This window comes from Actinomadura sp. NPDC048032 (assembly GCF_040653175.1).
Taxonomy (GTDB): Bacteria; Actinomycetota; Actinomycetes; order Streptosporangiales; family Streptosporangiaceae; genus Spirillospora; species Spirillospora verrucosospora.
Genome location: NZ_JBEZJP010000139.1, coordinates 1 through 17,548 on the forward strand (window position 1 = coordinate 1; position 17,548 = coordinate 17,548).

The following is a 17,548-nucleotide window of genomic DNA, read 5'->3' on the forward strand; positions in this document are numbered from 1 at the left end:
GGGCCTCGACGTCACGCTCCTCAACGCGGGCCCTGGATATTTCGGATGGCAATGGCGAATCATGCCAAACAAAGTTGATCAGAATTGAGCTTGAAGCCGGTGTGGACCTTGTTGGTGGAGATCTTGAGCGCGGTCACCGTGCCGGTCTTGACGCCGTTGACGGTCGTGAACGTCCCGGCCGCGTAGATCCAGTCGCTGGACCCGGGCTGCAGGGCGTGGACGGTCCCGTTGACCTTCGGGACGAAGGCCGTGCTGATCTTCCCGGTCCGGATGTCGTAGGCGAACAGGTTGTGCCGCTTGATCGTCTTCTTGCCGCTGCCGGCCTCGCGGACCTCCTCGAAGTTCCCGCCCACGACGACCCAGTTCCCGACGGTGGTGATGGCGCGGACGGTGCCGTCCAGCACGTGCGGGGTGATGTTCACCGGGTTGGCGGAGACGACCGCCGGCTGGGCGATGTCGGCGGAGGCGGTGCCCGCGGCGGCGGCGGGGACGGCGAGCGCCGCGAGCGCGGCGGCCGTGAGGCGGGCGATGGTGGGGCGCATGAAGGTGCTCCGGGAAGCGGCCGGGGACGCTGATGGCATCTTGTCCTACCACATGGCTAGAGGACGAGTAGGGGTTCCGGAAAAGTGCGGCATAGGAGGCGTCCCGCTCAGTCGGCGGGGGCCCTGCCGTGCCGCAGGCGATGGTAGAGGACCCGGGCGAGATAGGCGCCGAGTTCGACGGTGTAGCGGCGCCAGAGGCGGCGGGGCTCGCGCGCCAGGCGGTAAAGGAAGCCCACGCGCAGCCTCAGGACCCAGGCGGGGTAGTAGTCGCGCCGTTCGGCGAGGTGCTCGAAGTAGGCGCCGCACGTGATGACGACCGGTGCGGTGAGGCGGTCGCGGTACTCGGCGACGAACCGCTGCTGGAGGGGCGTCCCGAGGCCGACGTGCAGGATGTCGGGGGCCGCGTCGTTGATCTCGGCGACGAGGCGCTCGGCGGTCTCGGCGGGGATGCTGCCCTGCCCGTCCGCCCAGTGGCCGTGCAGGGTGCCCGCGACGTCCAGGCCCGGGTACCAGGCGCGGACGTTCGCGGCGGCGGCCTCGGCGACGCCGGGCGCGTTGCCGAACAGGAAGACGCGCCAGCCCTCCTCGGCGGGCTGGCCGAACAGGTCGTCGGTGAGGTCGTCGTTGGCCATCCGGCCGGGGACGGGACGGCCGAAGACCTTCGCGGCCAGAACGACGCCCCAGCCGTCGGGGAGGTTCAGGTCGAAGCCGTTCATCAGGTCGCGCAGCCCCGGATCCTTCTGCGCCCTGAGCACGTAGTCGGGGTTGGCGAAGGTGACCGTCAGCTTCGAGCGCTCCTTGACGGCCGCCGCGACGAAGGAGCGGAACCGGGCGACGTCCACGCGGCTGACCCGTACACCGAGGACGTCGACGGTGTCATGCGGCCATCGTGGGTCCACGTCTGCTCTGCTCTCCTGGGGCACCGGCGACGCCGGGGGAAACGACCGGAGAGGAGAGCGTATCCCGGTGCGGCGCGGCCCGGTGGCGAAGGACGAGCCAGGCGGCGACCGTGGCGGCGATGAGGACGACCATGGTCCAGGCGAGCGGGACGGGCGCGACGCCGAACATCTTCAGCGAGGAGGCGACGAGCACGAGGGCCAGCACCCGCCGGATCAGGGCGCTCGGGGCCCGGGAGGAGATCTTGGAGCCGAGGTAGACGCCGGGGATCGAGCCGGCGAGCAGCGCGGCGGTGACCTCCATGCGGAAGTCGCCGAACAGCAGGTGGCCGATGGCGGCCGCGAAGACCAGCGGGACGGCCTGGAGCAGGTCGGTGCCGACGAGCTGGTTGGCCTTGAGCGACGGGTAGAGGGCGAGCAGCGCGACGATGATGAGGGAGCCGGAGCCGACCGACGTGATGCCGACGACGAGGCCGCCGACGACGCCGATCAGCACGGTCGGGACGGGGCGGACCGTGATCTTTGGGGACCGGTCGGCGTCCCCGGCGGAGCCGGCGCGCCCCCGGTGGGCGAGGTAGCCGCGCAGCGCCAGGCCCGCCGCGGCGATCATCAGGGCGGCGCCCATCGCCTTGCCGATGACGTTCTCCACGGAGTCGCCGTGCCCGAGCGCGCGGGCGAGCAGGACTCCGGAGAACGCGGCGGGAACCGAGCCCGCGCACAGCCACCCGACCAGCCGCATGTCGATGGTGCCCTGCCGGTAGTGGACGGCGCTGCCCACCGGTTTCATGACGGCGGCGGCGACCAGGTCGCTGGACACGGCGGCGAGCGGGCTCACCCCGAAGAACGTCACGAGCATCGGCGTCATCAGCGCGCCGCCGCCCATGCCGGTCAGCCCGACGATGATGGCGACGAGGAACGACCCGAGCGCCATCGTCCAATCGAAGTCCATCGGCATGACCTACCTGTCATGTAGGAATTATGGCTAACACGATAGGTGATGCCCTCCGGATCCGGAAATACCGGGTAAGGGGGTACGAGTGGGACGGAAGAGGTTATTCCGCCCGCACCCAGCCGCCGTCGACCAGCAGGTCGAGGACCCGGGCGACCGCCTCGTCCGGCGTCAGCCGCGAGGTGTCGAGGGTCAGGTCGGCGTCGTCCGGCTCCTCGTAGGGGTCGGAGATGCCGGTGAACTCGGGGATCTGTCCGGCGCGGGCCTTGGCGTACAGGCCCTTGCGGTCGCGGCGCTCGCACTCCTCCAGCGGCGTCGCCACGTGCACGAGGATGAAGTCGCCCACGGCGGACACCATCCGCCGCACCTCGGCGCGGGTGGCCGCGTAGGGGGCGATCGGCGCGCAGATCGCGGTGCCGCCGTGCCGGGTGATCTCGGCGGCGACGAACCCGATGCGGCGGATGTTGAGGTCGCGGTCGGCACGGGAGAACGTCAGGCCCGCCGACAGCATCCGCCGGACGACGTCGCCGTCCAGCAGCGTGACCGTCCGGCCGCCGCGCTCCACCAGCGCGTCGGCCAGGCCGCGCGCGACCGTGGACTTCCCGGAGCCGGACAGGCCGGTGAAGAACACCGTGATGCCGCGCGAGCGCTTCGGCGGGCGCGCCAGCGCCAGCTCGGCGGCCACGGCGGGCGGGGTGAACCAGTCGGGGACGGGCTCGCCCGCGTCCAGCAGCTCGTTCAGCCGCTCGGGGGTCAGCTCCGCCTGGACGTGGTCGGGCTCGATGCGCGCGACGGGCCGCCAGACCTCGACGTCGGCGTCGTAGGCCCACGGCTCCGGGACGACGAGCGGGACGGCGGTGCCCTCCAGCTCCTGCTCGGCGAGCAGGTGGGTGGCGCCGTAGGCGGCGGCGACGTGCGCGCGGAGCCGGACGTCGCGCTCCCGGTCGCCGCGCGCCGGCAGCGGCACGGGAATGATCTGGGCGCCGTCCGGCAGCTCCCTGCGGACCCCGAGCAGCGCTCGGACGAGGGACTCGTCGTGCTCGCCGCCCAGCAGCGGCAGGACGAGGACCTTGGCGGCGAGCCGCTCGGCGACCTGGCGGAGCTGGCCGAGCTGCTTGCGGTGCAGGGGCTCGCGGGTGGCCACCGCGAGCACGCCGCCCTCGAACGCGTCGAGCTCGTCCGGGCGCCGGCGCAGGCGGTGGAACGGTCCGTGCGCGGGCGCGCGGAGGGCCTCCAGCGGCCCGGCGAGCCGCCAGCCCTGGGTGGTCGGGTCCTGCCACGCCTCGGCGACCCGCAGCACGGCGAGGGGCACGCCCTCGGGGTCCTGCAGCACGACCCGCTCCTGGCCGGTCAGCTCCTTGGGGACCGACAGCGTGACCGGGACCGGCCACGGGGTGCCGTCCGCGAGCCGCCCTCCGGCGATCACCATGGCGGTGTCGAACGAGCCGAGGAAGCCCGTCAGCGGGCGGTACACCCCCGCGAGGACGAGTTCGAGGTCGGCGAGCTCGACCGGGTCCGGGGTCCAGGCGGGCAGGTCGCGCAGCGTGTCGGGAAGGCCGGCTTCGGCGGTCACCGCGATCTCCGATCCCGCCCGGCGAGGCGGCCGGGCTCATCCATGGCGAGCAGGGTTTTCGCAGGAAAAATACTGCCCCGGCCTGTCCGCGCGCACGTCCGCCCCGGTCCGGGCCGCCCGCGGCCCCCGCTCAGATGACCCGCGCGAAACGGTTCTCCGGCTTGCGGATGACGAAGGTGACCTCGCTGTGGTCGGCCGTCAGCCGCCCCCGGGTGACCGCCGACACCAGCCGGCACAGCAGGTCGGCGAGGCCGGTTCCGGTCCCGAGGACGTCGAGCGCCTGACGCGAGGTGTACTCCTCGGCGACGACCAGCCCGCGCATGACGCAGTACCAGCGCAGGCCCGACCGGGAGGCGACCCGGTTGTAGAGCGCCGGGGGCGGGCTCGTCCGGACGACCGGCACCGGCCGGGACGCGGCCTGCTCCGGGCCCGCCGCCGGCGGGGCCTGCCCGTCCTCGGCGGCCCCGGGCCCGCCGCCCGCCGGGTACGGGACGCGGGCGTGGGCGCCGCGGGCGCGCCGCCCGCGTTCGGCGGCCGGGGCGCGCCCCCGGCGGGCGCGGCGCCGGCCGGACGCGCGCAGCCAGCGCGGGAGCGTGCGGTCGAGGAACCCGAACGCGGTGTCGCGGTCGCGCAGGTGCACCAGCAGGAGCCCGCCGGGCTTCAGCGCCGCGACGAACCGGTCGAGCACCAGTTCGGCGTGCGGGACGCGCTCGATCAGGTACGAGGCGTGGACGATGTCGAAGGCGCGCGGCGGCAGCGGGACGGTGCGCAGGTCGCCGAGGTGCCAGGCGTCGAGGTCGGGCCGCTCGCAGGTGTAGGCGCGCAGCTCCGGGGACTCCAGGTCGACCCCCGTGACTTCGCGCTCGCGGTCGCCGAGGTCCAGCCCCGTCCCCCAGCCGCAGCCCGCTTCGAGGATGTGGATCCGCTGCAGGGGCTTCTCTAGGGCGTACTGGCGGGCGCGTTCTGAGAAGAGATCGCCGCCGTTGACCGGCGACGTACGCAGATCGGTCACAATCTCGCAGCGTAATCGCTTGGCTGCGCTCCGTCCGCTATTTGCCTTTTCTTGGTGACGGCCGTGTCGCCGTCCTCGCCGGTCAGGGTGCGGACGGCGGGCCGCGTGCCCGGGCGGGCGCCTTCGGCTCCGCCTGAACGAGCGTCGTCCGGGGCGCGTACGCTGGTACGCGGTACCGGGTCCGGCTGGATTCCGGGTTTTCGGCCTGCCCTGCCTCGGGGTGATTGGCCATTTGTGGGCGAATATCGGGCTAATAATGACGCTTTCTGGACTTGTTGACCTTGCGTGCACCGACCCCGGCCTGCGGAGCGCGCTCACGCGGCCGCGCACGGACCGGGAGATCGTCGCACCCGCCGCGCTGTGGCCGATCCTGGCCGCCGCGCTGAGCCGCCGCCTGCGCGCGGACGGCGAGGGCGTCGTGCTCGCGGTGACCGCGACCGGCCGCGAGGCCGAGGACCTGGCCGCCGCCCTGTCGAGCCTGCTCGACCCCGAGCGCGTCGCGCACTTCCCGGCGTGGGAGACGCTGCCGCACGAGAAGCTGTCCCCGCGCTCCGACACGGTCGGGCAGCGGCTGGCGGTGCTGCGCCGCCTCGTCCACCCGGGCGCGGGCGGCCCGCCCGCCGGGGACGGCTCGGCGAAGGGCGGCGCGCTGGACGTCGTGGTGACGCCGGTCCGCGCGGTGCTCCAGCCGATCGTGTCCGGGCTCGCCGACCTGGAGCCGGTGCGGCTGGCCTCCGGCGAGGACGCCGACATGGACGACGCGGTCCGGCGCCTGGTGGAGGCCGGGTACCAGCGCGTGGACCTGGTGGAGAAGCGCGGCGAGATCGCGGTGCGCGGCGGGATCCTCGACGTGTTCCCGCCGACCGAGGAGCACCCGCTGCGGGTGGAGTTCTGGGGCGACACCGTCGAGGAGATCCGCTACTTCAAGGCGGCCGACCAGCGCTCCCTGGAGGTCGCGCAGGGCGGGCTGTGGGCGCCGCCGTGCCGCGAGCTGCCGCTGACGGAGAAGGTGCGCGAGCGCGCGAGGCGGCTCGCGCAGGAGCACCCCGCCCTGGAGGAGATCCTCGGCCGGATCGCCGACGGCGACACCGTCGAGGGCATGGAGGCGTTCTCGCCCGTCCTCGCCGAGAGCATGGAGCTGCTGACCGACCTGCTGCCGGACGGGTCGGCGCTGCTGGTCTGCGAGCCGGAGCGGATCCGCACCCGGTCGGTCGAGATGGTCCGCACGAGCCAGGAGTTCCTGGAGGCGAGCTGGGTCAACGCCGCCGCCGGTGGAGAGGCGCCGATCGACCTCGGGGCGGCGGCGTTCCGCTCGCTGGAGGAGGTCCGCGCCCACAGCGCGGAGCTGGGGTTGCCGCGGTGGAGCGTGACGGCGCTGAGCCCGCTGGCGGCGGGCGGCGCGGACGCCGAGCTCCCGGACGGCGGGTCCCTCGGCGGCGGCGCGGAGACGCTGAGCCTCGGGGTGCAGCCGGCGGAGGCGTACCGCGGCGACACCTCCCGCGTCGTCGGCGACCTCAAGGGCTGGACGGACGGCGGCTGGCGCGTCGTGCTGGTCACCGCCGGGCACGGACCGGCCGAGCGGCTCGTCCAGCTCGCCCGGGAGGAGGGCGTCGGCGCGCGGCTCGCCGACGTGGCCGGCGCGCCCGAGCCGTCGGTGGTCACCGTCACGACCGGGCTGCTGGAGAACGGGTTCACCTGGGAGTCGGTCAAGCTCGCGGTGCTGACCGAGACCGACCTGTCGGGGCAGAAGTCGTCCACGCGCGACGCGCGGCGCATGCCGTCGCGGCGGCGCGGCGGCATCGACCCGCTCCAGCTCAAGCCGGGCGACTACGTGGTGCACGAGCAGCACGGCGTCGGGCGGTACGTGGAGATGGTCAGCCGCACGGTCCAGGGCGCCACCCGCGAGTACCTGATCCTGGAGTACGCCAAGAGCGACCGGCTGTTCGTCCCGACCGACCAGCTGGAGGAACTCACCCGCTACGTCGGCGGCGAGGCGCCCAGCCTGCACCGGCTCGGCGGTGCCGACTGGCAGAAGGCCAAGTCCCGCGCCCGCAAGGCGGTCAAGCAGATCGCCGGGGAGCTGATCCGGCTGTACTCGGCGCGGATGGCGAGCCCCGGCCACGCCTTCGCGCCCGACACCCCGTGGCAGCGGGAGCTGGAGGACGCCTTCCCCTACAACGAGACGCCCGACCAGCTCGCCGCCATCGACGAGGTGAAGGGCGACATGGAGCGGGCCGTCCCGATGGACCGGCTGATCTGCGGCGACGTCGGCTACGGCAAGACCGAGATCGCCGTGCGGGCGGCGTTCAAGGCCGTCCAGGACGGGCGGCAGGTCGCGGTGCTCGTGCCGACGACGCTGCTGGTGCAGCAGCACCTGTCCACGTTCGCCGAGCGGTTCGCGGCGTTCCCCGTCGTGGTGAAGCCGATCAGCCGGTTCCAGTCCGACAGGGAGATCGGGGAGACGCTGAACGGGCTGTCGGAGGGCTCGGTGGACGTCGTGGTCGGCACCCACCGGATCCTGTCGTCGCAGACCCGCTTCAAGAACCTCGGCCTGGTGATCATCGACGAGGAGCAGCGGTTCGGCGTCGAGCACAAGGAGGAGCTGAAGCGGCTGCGGACGCAGGTGGACGTGCTCGCCATGTCGGCGACGCCGATCCCGCGGACGCTGGAGATGGGCCTCACCGGCATCCGGGAGATGTCGACGATCCTCACCCCGCCGGAGGAGCGCCACCCCGTCCTGACGTTCGTCGGCCCCTACGAGGAGAAGCAGATCGCCGCGGCGATCCGCCGCGAGCTGCTGCGCGAGGGCCAGGTGTTCTTCGTGCACAACCGCGTCCGGTCCATCAACAAGGTCGCGGCGACCCTGGCGCGGCTCGTCCCGGAGGCGCGGATCGCGGTCGCGCACGGCCAGATGAACGAGCACGAGCTCGAGAAGGTCATGGTCGACTTCTGGGAGAAGAACTACGACGTCCTGGTCGCGACCACGATCGTGGAGTCCGGCCTGGACGTGCCGAACGCCAACACCCTCATCGTCGACCGCGCCGACATGTACGGGCTGTCGCAGCTCCACCAGCTGCGCGGCCGCGTCGGGCGCGGCCGGGAGCGGGCCTACTCCTACTTCCTCTACCAGCCGGAGCAGCCGCTCACCGAGACCGCGCACGAGCGGCTCGCGACGCTGGCGCAGCACACCGAGATCGGCGCCGGCATGTACGTCGCGATGAAGGACCTGGAGATCCGCGGCGCGGGCAACATCCTCGGCGCCGAGCAGTCCGGCCACGTCGCGGGCGTCGGGTTCGACCTGTACGTCCGGATGGTCGGCGAGGCGGTGCGGGAGCTGAAGGAGGGCGGCGGCGAGCCCGAGGCCGTCGAGACCAAGGTCGAGCTGCCCGTCGACGCGCACCTGCCGCACGAGTACGTGCCGGGCGAGCGGCTCCGGCTGGACGCCTACCGGCGGATCGCCGCGATCACCTCCGAGGACGAGATCGGCGCCGTGCACGACGAGCTGAAGGACCGGTTCGGTCCGCTGCCCGTCCCGGTGCTGAACCTGCTGGAGGTCGCCCGGTTCCGGGCCAAGGCCCGCAGGGCGGGGCTGAGCGACGTCACCCTCCAGGGAACGTTCGTCAAGTTCGCGCCCGTGCACCTGCCCGACTCCAAGCAGGTCAGGCTGCAGCGGCTGTACCCGAAGAGCATCCTGAAGCCGGCGACCGACACCCTGCTCGTGCCCGCGCCGAAGACGGCGGTGCTCGGGGGCCGTCCGCTGCGCGACCAGGAGCTGCTGAAGTGGGCGACCGACCTGGTGGACGCCCTGTTCCTGGAGTCCGCGGCGCGGCGCTAGGCTGGCGCCGCCCCGATCGAGCGACGAGACGAGGAATCCGTGCCTGGTAAGTCCGTGAAGGCGGCGGTGGCGGCCGTGCTGGCGGCCGCCGCGCTGGCCGGCTGCGGCGGCTCCCCGAAGGTCGGCACCGCCGCACTCGTCGGCGACGACCGCATCACCGTCAGTACCCTCAGCCAGACCGTCCGCGACTGGCGCGAGCAGTTCCGCTCCGACCCGGCGGCCAACGAGCTGCGCGCCAACCCCGCCAACCCGGCGCCGCAGGTCGCGGGCGACTCCGAGTCCGACCTGCAGGGCGCGCTCACCCTGCTGATCAACTTCCGGGTCGCCGACCGGGTGGCGCGCCGGGCCGGCGTCGAGGTGACCGGAGGGCAGGTCGACGGCGCGCTCCAGGCCCTGGACCGCCAGGGCGGGGCCCAGTCGATCACGCTGGCGAGCGGACTGCCCCGCGCGCACTCCCGCGACCTCGCCCGGCTGGTGGCGACGCAGCTGGCGGTCATGCAGCGGTTCGGCGCCGACCTGAACAACCGGCTGAACCCGGCGACCGAGCAGGCCGGGCGGCAGTGGAACGAGCTGTTCCAGCGCACCGCCGCCGGCATGCACATCAAGGTCAACCCGCGCTACGGGCACTACGACCCCGCCAAGTTCGAGGTCGCCCCGATCGTCTACCGGCTGTCCAGCCCCGATTCGGGTATCTGAGGCCCATGAGCCTCACCCTGCTGGCGACCACGCACCGGGTCGCGCCGGGCCTGCTGACCTGGCGGGCCTGGGACGCGCTCCGGTCGGCCGACGCCGTCCGCCTCCGGGACGGCCACCCGCTGCTGCCCGCGCTCCTCGACGCCGGCGTCGTCCCCGACCTCGTGGAGGAGCCCGACCCGGCGCTCCTGGTGGCCGACGCGCGGCGCGCGGACGTGCTGTGGGTGGCCGCGCCCGAGGGCGACGAGGCGCTGATGCGCGGGATCGGGGCCCTGGTCGTCGACGATCCGCTGGACGTCGAGGTGCTCCACGGCTCCTACGACCTGCCGGGCGCGCGGCTGCTCGACCTGGTGTCGGTGATGGACACGCTGCGCCGCGAGTGCCCGTGGGACCGCAAGCAGACGCACACGACCCTCGTCCCGTACCTGCTGGAGGAGGCCTACGAGGTCCTCGACACCGTCGAGGCCGGCGACTACGGCGCGCTCCGCGAGGAGCTGGGCGACGTGCTGATGCAGGTGGCGTTCCACTCGGTGGTGGCCGCCGAGCGCGACGACGGGACCGGGTTCACGATCGACGACGTGGCGGGCGCGATCGTCGACAAGCTCGTCCGGCGGCACCCGCACGTGTTCGGGGACGTCACCGTCTCCGGCGCCGACGAGGTCAACGCCAACTGGGAGCAGATCAAGGCGGCCGAGCGCGCGGAGAAGAGCGGCGCGGAGGCCTCGGCGCTCGACGGCGTGCCGATGGGCCAGCCCGCCCTGTCGCTGGCCGCGCAGCTGCAGCGCCGCGCCGCGCGCATGGACGCCCCGTCCGGCCTCGCCGAGGGGCTGGCGGAGGAGGCCGGAGCCGAGCTGGGCGGACGCCTGTTCGCGCTGGTCCGGGAGGCGGGTGAGCGAGGCGTGGACGCGGAGTCGGAGTTGCGCGCCGTTTCCCGGGTATTCCGGGACCGTGTCCGGACCTGGGAGCGGCGCGACGCCTGATTCGGGGGATAACGGGCGGAACCTCACCGATGGGGTGGTCCGCTCGGGAAGGCCCGTCTACTCTGAGCGCGTGCCGACCGAGGCCGGAAATGACGCAGGGGATCCCGGGCCGGGAGCCCCCGCGGCGCGGCGCCGCCGCCCGCGCCGCCTGCTGACCCCGTCGACGACCCGCGCCGAGAAGGTCCGCGCCGTGCGCGGGCTCGGCGCCTTCGGCGGCCTGGCCGGGCTGCTCGTCGCGCTGATGCTGCTGCCGACCGCGTGCACGGCGGGCGTCGGCGCCCGCGACGCCGCCGGCTGGTTCGAGGCCGAGCCGGACGGGCTGACGACCTCCGGCGTCCCCCAGCGCTCGAAGATCCTCGCCGCGGACGGCTCCACCCTCGCCACGTTCTTCTACCAGAACCGCGTCGACGTCCCCTTCAACAAGATCGCCCCGGTGCTGCGCCAGGCGGTGCTGGCGATCGAGGACAGCCGCTTCTACGAGCACGGGGCCATCGACGCGCAGGGCACCCTGCGGGCGCTCGCCAGCAACCTCAGCAGCGGCCAGGTGACGCAGGGCGGCTCCGGCATCACCCAGCAGTACGTGAAGAACCTGCTGCTCACCCAGGCCGACACCGACGCCGAGCGGCAGGAGGCCCGGGAGGTCTCGGCCGCCCGCAAGATCCGCGAGCTGAAGTACGCGGTGGCGCTGGAGAAGCGGTTCACCAAGGACGAGATCCTGCGCCGCTACCTCAACATCGCCTACTACGGCGACGGCGCCTACGGCGTCGAGGCGGCGTCGCGGCACTACTTCTCCAAGCACGCGTCGGAGCTGACGCTGCCCGAGGCGGCGCTGCTCGCCGGCGTCGTCCGCTACCCCTACGCCTACGACCCGATCCGCCATCCCGGCTCGGCCCGGGAGCGCCGCGACACCGTGCTGACCCGGATGGCCGAGCTCGGCTGGCTCGACCCGGCCAAGGCGGCCGCGGCCAGGCGGGCGCCCGTCCGGCTGGACGTCGACAACGTGCGGAGCGGCTGCGTCACCAGCGACGCCCCGTTCTTCTGCGACTACGTCCAGCGCGAGATCCTCACCGACCCCGTGTTCGGCAAGACGGCCGAGGACCGGGAGAAGCTGCTCAAGCGCGGCGGGCTGACGATCCGCACCACCCTGGACCGGCGCGCCCAGAAGGCCGCGCAGCGCGCCGTCGACGGGCACGTCCCGCCGAAGAACTCCGCGCACAAGGCCGCCGCCGAGGCGATGGTGCAGCCGGGCACCGGCGAGATCAAGGCGATGGCCGTGGACCGCGAGCTCGGCCCCGACCGGGACCGCGGCAAGACGTGGATCAACTTCGCCGCCGACGCCAGCCACGGCTCCAGCATCGGCATGCAGGCCGGGTCCACGTTCAAGGCGTTCACGCTGGCCGCGGCGCTGGACGAGGGCATGCCGTTCGGGACCCGGATGATGGCGCCGCGCGCCTACACGCCCGTCGGCTACCGCAACTGCGACGGGGACCGCGTCGGCGACCCGTCCGCCTCCCTGCGCAACTCCGCCGACGGCGAGGGCGGCCGGCAGTTCAGCCTCGTCACCGGGACGCACCACTCGGTCAACACGTTCTTCCTCGCCCTGGAGAAGAAGGTCGGCCTCTGCGACACCGTCAGGATGGCCGAACGGCTCGGGATGAAGCAGGCGAACGGCAAGCCGCTGCAGCAGTATCCGTCGTTCACGCTGGGCTTCAATCCCGTCTCCCCGCTGCGGCTCGCGGCGGCCTACGCGGCGTTCGGGGCCCGCGGCCGGTACTGCGAGCCGATCGCGATCCGGGAGATCCGCGCCGCGTCCGGCCGCAGGCTGAAGGTGCCGGGGCGCCGCTGCGAGCGGGCGATGGACGAGGGCGTCGCGGACGCCGTCAACTACGTCCTGCGCGGCGTCCTGACCAAGGGCACCGCGCGCGGCATGGGCCTCGGGCGCGACGCCGCCGGCAAGACCGGGACCGTCGACAACTTCTCCGCCGCCTGGTTCGCCGGGTACACCCCGGACCTTGCGGCGGCCGTGTGGGTCGGCGACCCGCGCGGCGGCTACAGGCACCCGATGGAGAACCTGTGCATGGACGGCCGGTGCTACGGCTCGGTGTTCGGGGCGACGATCCCGGCGCCGATCTGGCGGCAGAGCATGCTCGGGGCGCTGTCGCACACCGATCCGGGCTCGTTCCACCGGCCGCCGTCGCGCTACTTCAGCAGGGGCTCTGGCGAGGACCGGGCCAGGGTGCCGGACGTGCGCGGCATGAAGCCGGGCGAGGCCGCCGCCCGGCTCCGCGCCGCAGGGTTCAGGGCCCGGATCGGCGCGCCGATGGCCTCCCGCCGGTTCCCGAAGGGCACCGTCGCCGGCATGTCGCCCTCGTCGGCCGAGCCGGGCGGCACCATCACGCTGCACGTCAGCAAGGGCGCCGGGCGCGAGCCCGGCGGAGGGCCCGGCGGAGGGCGCAGGGGAGGCGGCCACCCCACCGTGCCGCCCGCCACGCCCACCCCGGAACCCGGCGGGCCGCCCCAGCAGGCCCCCGCGTGACCCGCGTCCCCGCGTGACCTGCGCCGACGTGTGATCGTCCGGTCGCGGGGTAGGTCGACACGGGAAGATCGACAGCGGGACGCGACGCCCGCGCTGATCCGTTTCGGGGGACGATCGTCATGCGAGCCATCGCCGTGTCGGAGTACGGCGCCACGCCGGCGCTCATGGACCTGCCGCGCCCGGAGCCGGGGCCCGGCGAGATCCTGGTGCGGGTGATCGCCGCCGGGCTGAACCCGCTGGACTGGAAGATCGCCGAAGGCATGCTCAAGGACTCCGTCGACGTGCCGTTCCCGCTGATCCTCGGCCGGGACGGCGCGGGCGTCGTGGAGGAGGCCGGCGAGGGAGTGACCCGGCTGCGGCACGGCGAGCAGGTCTACGGGGCCTTCGCCATCGTGGAGCGCGGGCTCGGCAGCTACGCCGAGTACGCCCTCGTCCGCGAGGACGGCCCGGTCGCGCGGATGCCGCAGGGGATGATCTACACGCAGGCCGCGGCGGTGCCGACCGCGAGCGCGACCGCGCTCGCCATGGTCGACCAGGCGCGCGTCGACACCGGCCAGACCGTCCTCGTGGTGGGCGCGACCGGCGGCGTCGGGCAGAGCGCGGTGCAGCTCGCCTCCCGCGCGGGCGCCAAGGTCATCGCGACCGCGCGCGACGACATGGCGGGCACGATGCGGCGCCTCGGCGCGGACGAGACGGTCGACCACTCCGCGGGCGACCTCAACCGGCAGGTGCTCGCCGTCCACACCGACGGGATCGACGCCGTCCTCGACACGGCCAGCGACACCCGGTCGGCCGAGCACCTCGCGCAGCTGCTGCGTCCCGGCGGGACCTACATCTCCACCACCTGGTCGGTGAACCCCGACTCCCTGGAGGCGAAGGGGCTGCGCGGCGTCAACTTCCAGACGCAGCCGTCCGCCGAACTGCTGGACCGCCTCTCCGACCTCATCGACGCGGGCGCGCTGCGCGTCCGCGTCGAGCGGGAGGTCCCGCTGGAGCGGGCGGCCGACGCCCTGGCCGACAACCGGCTGGGCGGCGCGCGCGGCAAGACCGTCCTGCGCATCTGACGGCCCCGCCGAGGTGAGGACGGCCCCGGCGCGGGCATGCAGAGCCGGAGGAGGAGGCACATGAACCAGAGTGAGACCGAGGACGACCGGCGCGCGCGGCTCCGCGACATCGAGGAATCCCTGAAGCGGCTGCGCGCGGACCTTCCCGCACCGTCCGGCGACCCCACGGACATGGTGGACTCCGGTCAGTACCTCGCCCAGCGCGAGGAACTGCAGGGGCAGATCGACCTGCTGGAGGCCGAGCGCGAGCGGCTCCGCGCCGATCTCGGGATGACCTGAGTGCCCGGGGGCGGCCGGGCCGGGGAACAAAGCCCGGCCGTCCCCGGTTCCGCAGGCATGACCACCTACGAGGAGTTCGAGCGCGCGACGCTGTTCTTCGACGCCCGGGACTACGCGGGCGCTGCGCGCATGCTGGCCCCGATCGTCGACGGCGACCCGGGCAACCGCGCCGCGGTCGAGCTGCTCGGCCGCGCCTACTTCCACAGCGCCCAGCTCGGCCGCGCCGAGGAGACGCTCCGCCGCCTCGTCGAGCTCGACCCGGGCAACGGCTGGGCCTACGAGGCCCTGGCCCGCACCCTGGAGCGGCGGAGCCGCCCGGACGAGGCCCGCGCCTTCCGCAAGCTCGCCCGCGCCATGGGCGTCGAGCCCACCGCGGAGATCGAGGTCTCCGTGACCGCCGCCGACCTGGCCTGACGTCTCGTCCCGAAGGGGCCGTCCCCCTGGGGACGGCTACTTCGGGACGTCGTCGCTGGGAAGGCGCAGGACGAAGCGGGCGCCGGGGACGCCGTCGATGCGGTCGGTGAGGATCAGCGACCCGCGGTGCGCCTCGGCGATGTCGCGGGAGATCGCCAGGCCGAGGCCGGTCCCGCCGGCGTCGCGGTGCCGGCCCTCGGCCAGCCGCGCGAACCGCTCGAACACCCGCTCGCGGTCGTCCGGCGGGACGCCCGTGCCGTCGTCGATCACCTCGACCACCGCGGTGGCGGGCTTCTCCGTGCGCAGGATCACCGTCACCTCGCCGGCGGCGTGCCGGTCGGCGTTGTCGATGAGGTTGGTCAGCAGCCGCGCCAGGTCGCTGCGCCCGCCCCGCACCACCACGGGGCCCTCCGCGAGCACCGTCACCTGGACGCGGCGGGGACGGCGCAGCACCTCCTGGTCGGTGATCTCGGTCAGGTCCACCCGCTCCATGGGGGAGGCGGTGCGGTCGGCGTCGAGCCGCGCGAGCGCGAGCAGGTCGTCCACCACCGCCGACAGCCGCTCGGTGTTGACCAGGACGGCGCGCAGCGCGGCGGGGACGTCGGTGTCCTCGGGGGCCGACAGCGCCAGTTCCAGCTCCATGCGCAGCGCGGTGAGGGGGCTGCGCAGCTCGTGCGACACGTCGGAGACGAACGCGCGCTGCCGCGCGACCGCCTCCTCCAGGCGGTCCAGGGTGGCGTTCACGCTCTCGGCGAGCCGCCCCACCTCGTCGCGGCGGTGCGGCTCCGGCACGCGGCGCTCCAGGTCCGTGGCGGTGATCTCGTCCAGCTCGCGGCGGATCCCCTCGACCGGGAGCAGCGCCCGGCTCACCGACAGCCACGTCCCGTAGCCGGCGAGCAGGGTGATGAAGGGGATGCCCAGCAGGATCAGCACCCCCGAGACCGGGCGCGGCAGCAGGCCCGGGGCGGGGGCGAGCGAGTTGATGAACAGCGCGTCCGGTCCGAGCCCCACCCGGCGCTCGACGATCACGAAGCAGTGGGCGCCCGGCGCGTCGATCCCGCAGACGCGGCCCACCCGGCGCTCCTCGAACGGCGGCGGCGGCGGGAACTGGACCTTGGGGCGGCCCCGCATCCGCGGGGTGGCCGCGACCACCTGGCCCCGCTGGTTCACCACCTGCTGGAGGCTGTCGGTGGTGGGGGAGATGTCGAGGGTGAGCTGCCCGGTCTCGATCGCCGTCGCCGTCCGCCGGTTGTCGCGCGCCAGCGCCCGCACGAGGTCCTGGTAGGCATCCTGCTTGAGCTGGACCAGCAGCACCGCGCTCAGCGCCGACGACAGCACGAAGGCGATCAGCGAGGCCGCCACCGTCACTCGGAACCGGATCTCCGGGTGGCGCAGCACGGCTTGCCAGATCCAGCCGCTCGGGGACGGCCGGCGGAGCCGGACGCCTATGACGACCTCCCTGGTGCGCTGCACGTCATGTCAGTACCGGGGAGTTCTTACCTGGGCAGGGCGGATCCCATCCGGGTCGGCGGGTAAAAGATTGTCAGTGTCCCTCGTCGACGCCCCAGCGACGCCGGATCGCCCCGTCCACCAGGCCGAACAGCTGGTCGATCACGATGCCGAGGACCAGGATCATCAGCATGTAGGAGATCATGTCGGCGGTGTTGTTCAGCTCCCTGGCCTGCGACAGCAGCACCCCGAGCGAGGTCGTGTCGCCGATGACGACCAGCAGCTCGCCCGCCATCAGGCTGCGCCACGCGAACGCCCAGCCCTGCTTCAGCCCCGCCACGAACGAGGGAAGCGAGGCCGGCAGGATCAGGTGCCGGTACAGCGCGAGGCCCCGCAGCCCCATCACCTTCCCCGCGCGCAGCAGGATCGGCGGCGTGTAGTCGACGCCCGTGATCAGCCCGTTGGCGATCGACGGGGCCGCGCCGAGGATCACCACGAACAGGATCGCGCTCTCGCTGAGCCGGAACAGCAGGATGGCGAGCGGGAACCAGGCGATCGACGGCATCGTCTGCAGACCGGTGATCAGCGACCCGAACGCCCGGCGCAGCACCCGGAACCGCGCCACCAGCGCGCCGACAACGACGCCCACGGCCACGGCGAAGGCGAACCCGACGACCGCACGCCGCATCGTCAGGGCGACGGCGTCCCAAAACCGCCCCGAGGTGAGCTGGTCCCAGAACACTGGGAGCGTGTCCCTGGGGCCGGGGAGCACCCACGGCTCCTTCCAGCCGCTCCACACGACCAGCTGCCACGCCGCGAGCGCGATCAGCACGGCCGCGACGATCGGCCACGCCGCCGACCACGCCCGCTGCAGGAGCCGGGTACGCGCCGTCCCGCCGAGCTCCAGCGCGTCCAGTCCCGCCAGCTCGCGGTCGAGCCGCCTCTCGCCCTTCACCGTGTCATGCGCCATGCCGGACGACCTCCTCGCGCAGCCGGTCGGTGATGGTCCCGGCCAGGGAGGCGACCTCGGGGGAGTCGATCCGCCGCGGCCGCTCCATCGGGACGGGGAACTCCTCCACGACCCGGCCGGGCCGGCTGCTGAGCAGCACCACCCGGTCGCCGAGCCGCACCGCCTCCCTGACGTTGTGCGTGACGAACAGCACGGTCAGGGCGCGCTCCCGCCAGATCCGCTCGATCTCGTCGTGCAGCAGGTCGCGGGTCATCGCGTCGAGCGCGCCGAACGGCTCGTCCATCAGCATCCGCACCGTAACTGTAGAGGAGTCGCCGGTCTCGCCGAGCAGCCGCATGAGGACCACCTGCTCCTCC

General features: G+C 73.5%; 14 protein-coding genes and 1 pseudogene. 7 read left to right on the forward strand and 8 right to left on the reverse strand.

The features are described from left to right. Positions 1-59: 59 nt before the first annotated feature. From AB0C69_RS19780 to AB0C69_RS19800, 5 genes are all read right to left on the reverse strand, one after another. On the reverse strand, positions 60-542 hold the full coding sequence (locus AB0C69_RS19780) for a hypothetical protein (protein ID WP_360355416.1): 483 nt from the start codon (positions 540-542) through the stop codon (positions 60-62). 107 nt (positions 543-649) lie between these two features. Next, positions 650-1,441: a WecB/TagA/CpsF family glycosyltransferase gene (locus AB0C69_RS19785; protein WP_345173587.1), complete on the reverse strand. Its 792-nt coding sequence runs from the start codon at positions 1,439-1,441 to the stop codon at positions 650-652. Next, complete coding sequence (locus AB0C69_RS19790) at positions 1,419-2,387, reverse strand: sulfite exporter TauE/SafE family protein (protein ID WP_360355419.1); 969 nt, start codon at positions 2,385-2,387, stop codon at positions 1,419-1,421. Before AB0C69_RS19790 ends, AB0C69_RS19785 begins: the two co-directional genes overlap by 23 nt. A gap of 103 nt (positions 2,388-2,490) precedes the next feature. After that, on the reverse strand, positions 2,491-3,960 hold the full coding sequence (cysC, locus tag AB0C69_RS19795) for an adenylyl-sulfate kinase (RefSeq protein WP_360355422.1): 1,470 nt from the start codon (positions 3,958-3,960) through the stop codon (positions 2,491-2,493). Between the two features lie 130 nt (positions 3,961-4,090). Continuing rightward, on the reverse strand, positions 4,091-4,972 hold the full coding sequence (locus tag AB0C69_RS19800; RefSeq protein ID WP_360355425.1) for a class I SAM-dependent methyltransferase: 882 nt from the start codon (positions 4,970-4,972) through the stop codon (positions 4,091-4,093). 256 nt (positions 4,973-5,228) lie between these two features. On the opposite strand from AB0C69_RS19800, the gene mfd reads away from it, so the two are divergent. The 7 genes from mfd (at position 5,229) to AB0C69_RS19835 (ending at position 14,773) form a co-directional block, all read left to right on the forward strand. Next, the gene (gene mfd, locus AB0C69_RS19805; RefSeq protein WP_345176850.1) at positions 5,229-8,807 is read left to right on the forward strand and encodes a transcription-repair coupling factor; all 3,579 of its coding nucleotides are present in this window, start codon (positions 5,229-5,231) and stop codon (positions 8,805-8,807) included. Between the two features lie 39 nt (positions 8,808-8,846). Beyond that, on the forward strand, positions 8,847-9,503 hold the full coding sequence (locus tag AB0C69_RS19810; protein ID WP_345176853.1) for a hypothetical protein: 657 nt from the start codon (positions 8,847-8,849) through the stop codon (positions 9,501-9,503). Between the two features lie 5 nt (positions 9,504-9,508). Continuing rightward, positions 9,509-10,480 carry a MazG family protein gene (locus tag AB0C69_RS19815; RefSeq protein ID WP_360355430.1) on the forward strand — a complete coding sequence of 324 codons (972 nt, stop codon included), beginning with the start codon at positions 9,509-9,511 and terminating at the stop codon, positions 10,478-10,480. A 70-nt stretch (positions 10,481-10,550) separates the two neighbouring features. Beyond that, positions 10,551-13,016, forward strand: a complete 2,466-nt coding sequence (locus AB0C69_RS19820; protein ID WP_360355433.1) for a transglycosylase domain-containing protein — start codon at positions 10,551-10,553, stop codon at positions 13,014-13,016. 119 nt (positions 13,017-13,135) lie between these two features. After that, a complete protein-coding gene (locus tag AB0C69_RS19825) occupies positions 13,136-14,080 on the forward strand; it encodes an NADP-dependent oxidoreductase (protein ID WP_360355436.1) in 945 nt (314 codons plus the stop codon). 60 nt (positions 14,081-14,140) lie between these two features. Beyond that, the gene (locus tag AB0C69_RS19830) at positions 14,141-14,359 is read left to right on the forward strand and encodes a hypothetical protein (protein ID WP_345176863.1); all 219 of its coding nucleotides are present in this window, start codon (positions 14,141-14,143) and stop codon (positions 14,357-14,359) included. Between the two features lie 57 nt (positions 14,360-14,416). After that, positions 14,417-14,773, forward strand: coding sequence for a tetratricopeptide repeat protein (locus AB0C69_RS19835; protein WP_345176865.1), 357 nt, complete (start codon positions 14,417-14,419; stop codon positions 14,771-14,773). Between the two features lie 36 nt (positions 14,774-14,809). On the opposite strand, the gene AB0C69_RS19840 is transcribed toward AB0C69_RS19835, so the two are convergent. From AB0C69_RS19840 to AB0C69_RS19850, 3 genes and pseudogenes are all read right to left on the reverse strand, one after another. Then, complete coding sequence (locus AB0C69_RS19840) at positions 14,810-16,246, reverse strand: ATP-binding protein (RefSeq protein WP_360355440.1); 1,437 nt, start codon at positions 16,244-16,246, stop codon at positions 14,810-14,812. Positions 16,247-16,316: 70 nt separating this feature from the next. Next, the gene (locus AB0C69_RS19845) at positions 16,317-17,192 is read right to left on the reverse strand and encodes an ABC transporter permease subunit (RefSeq protein ID WP_353834693.1); all 876 of its coding nucleotides are present in this window, start codon (positions 17,190-17,192) and stop codon (positions 16,317-16,319) included. Continuing rightward, positions 17,182-17,548, reverse strand: a pseudogene (locus tag AB0C69_RS19850) (ABC transporter ATP-binding protein); the annotation flags it as partial. The pseudogene AB0C69_RS19850 and the gene AB0C69_RS19845, both read right to left, overlap by 11 nt.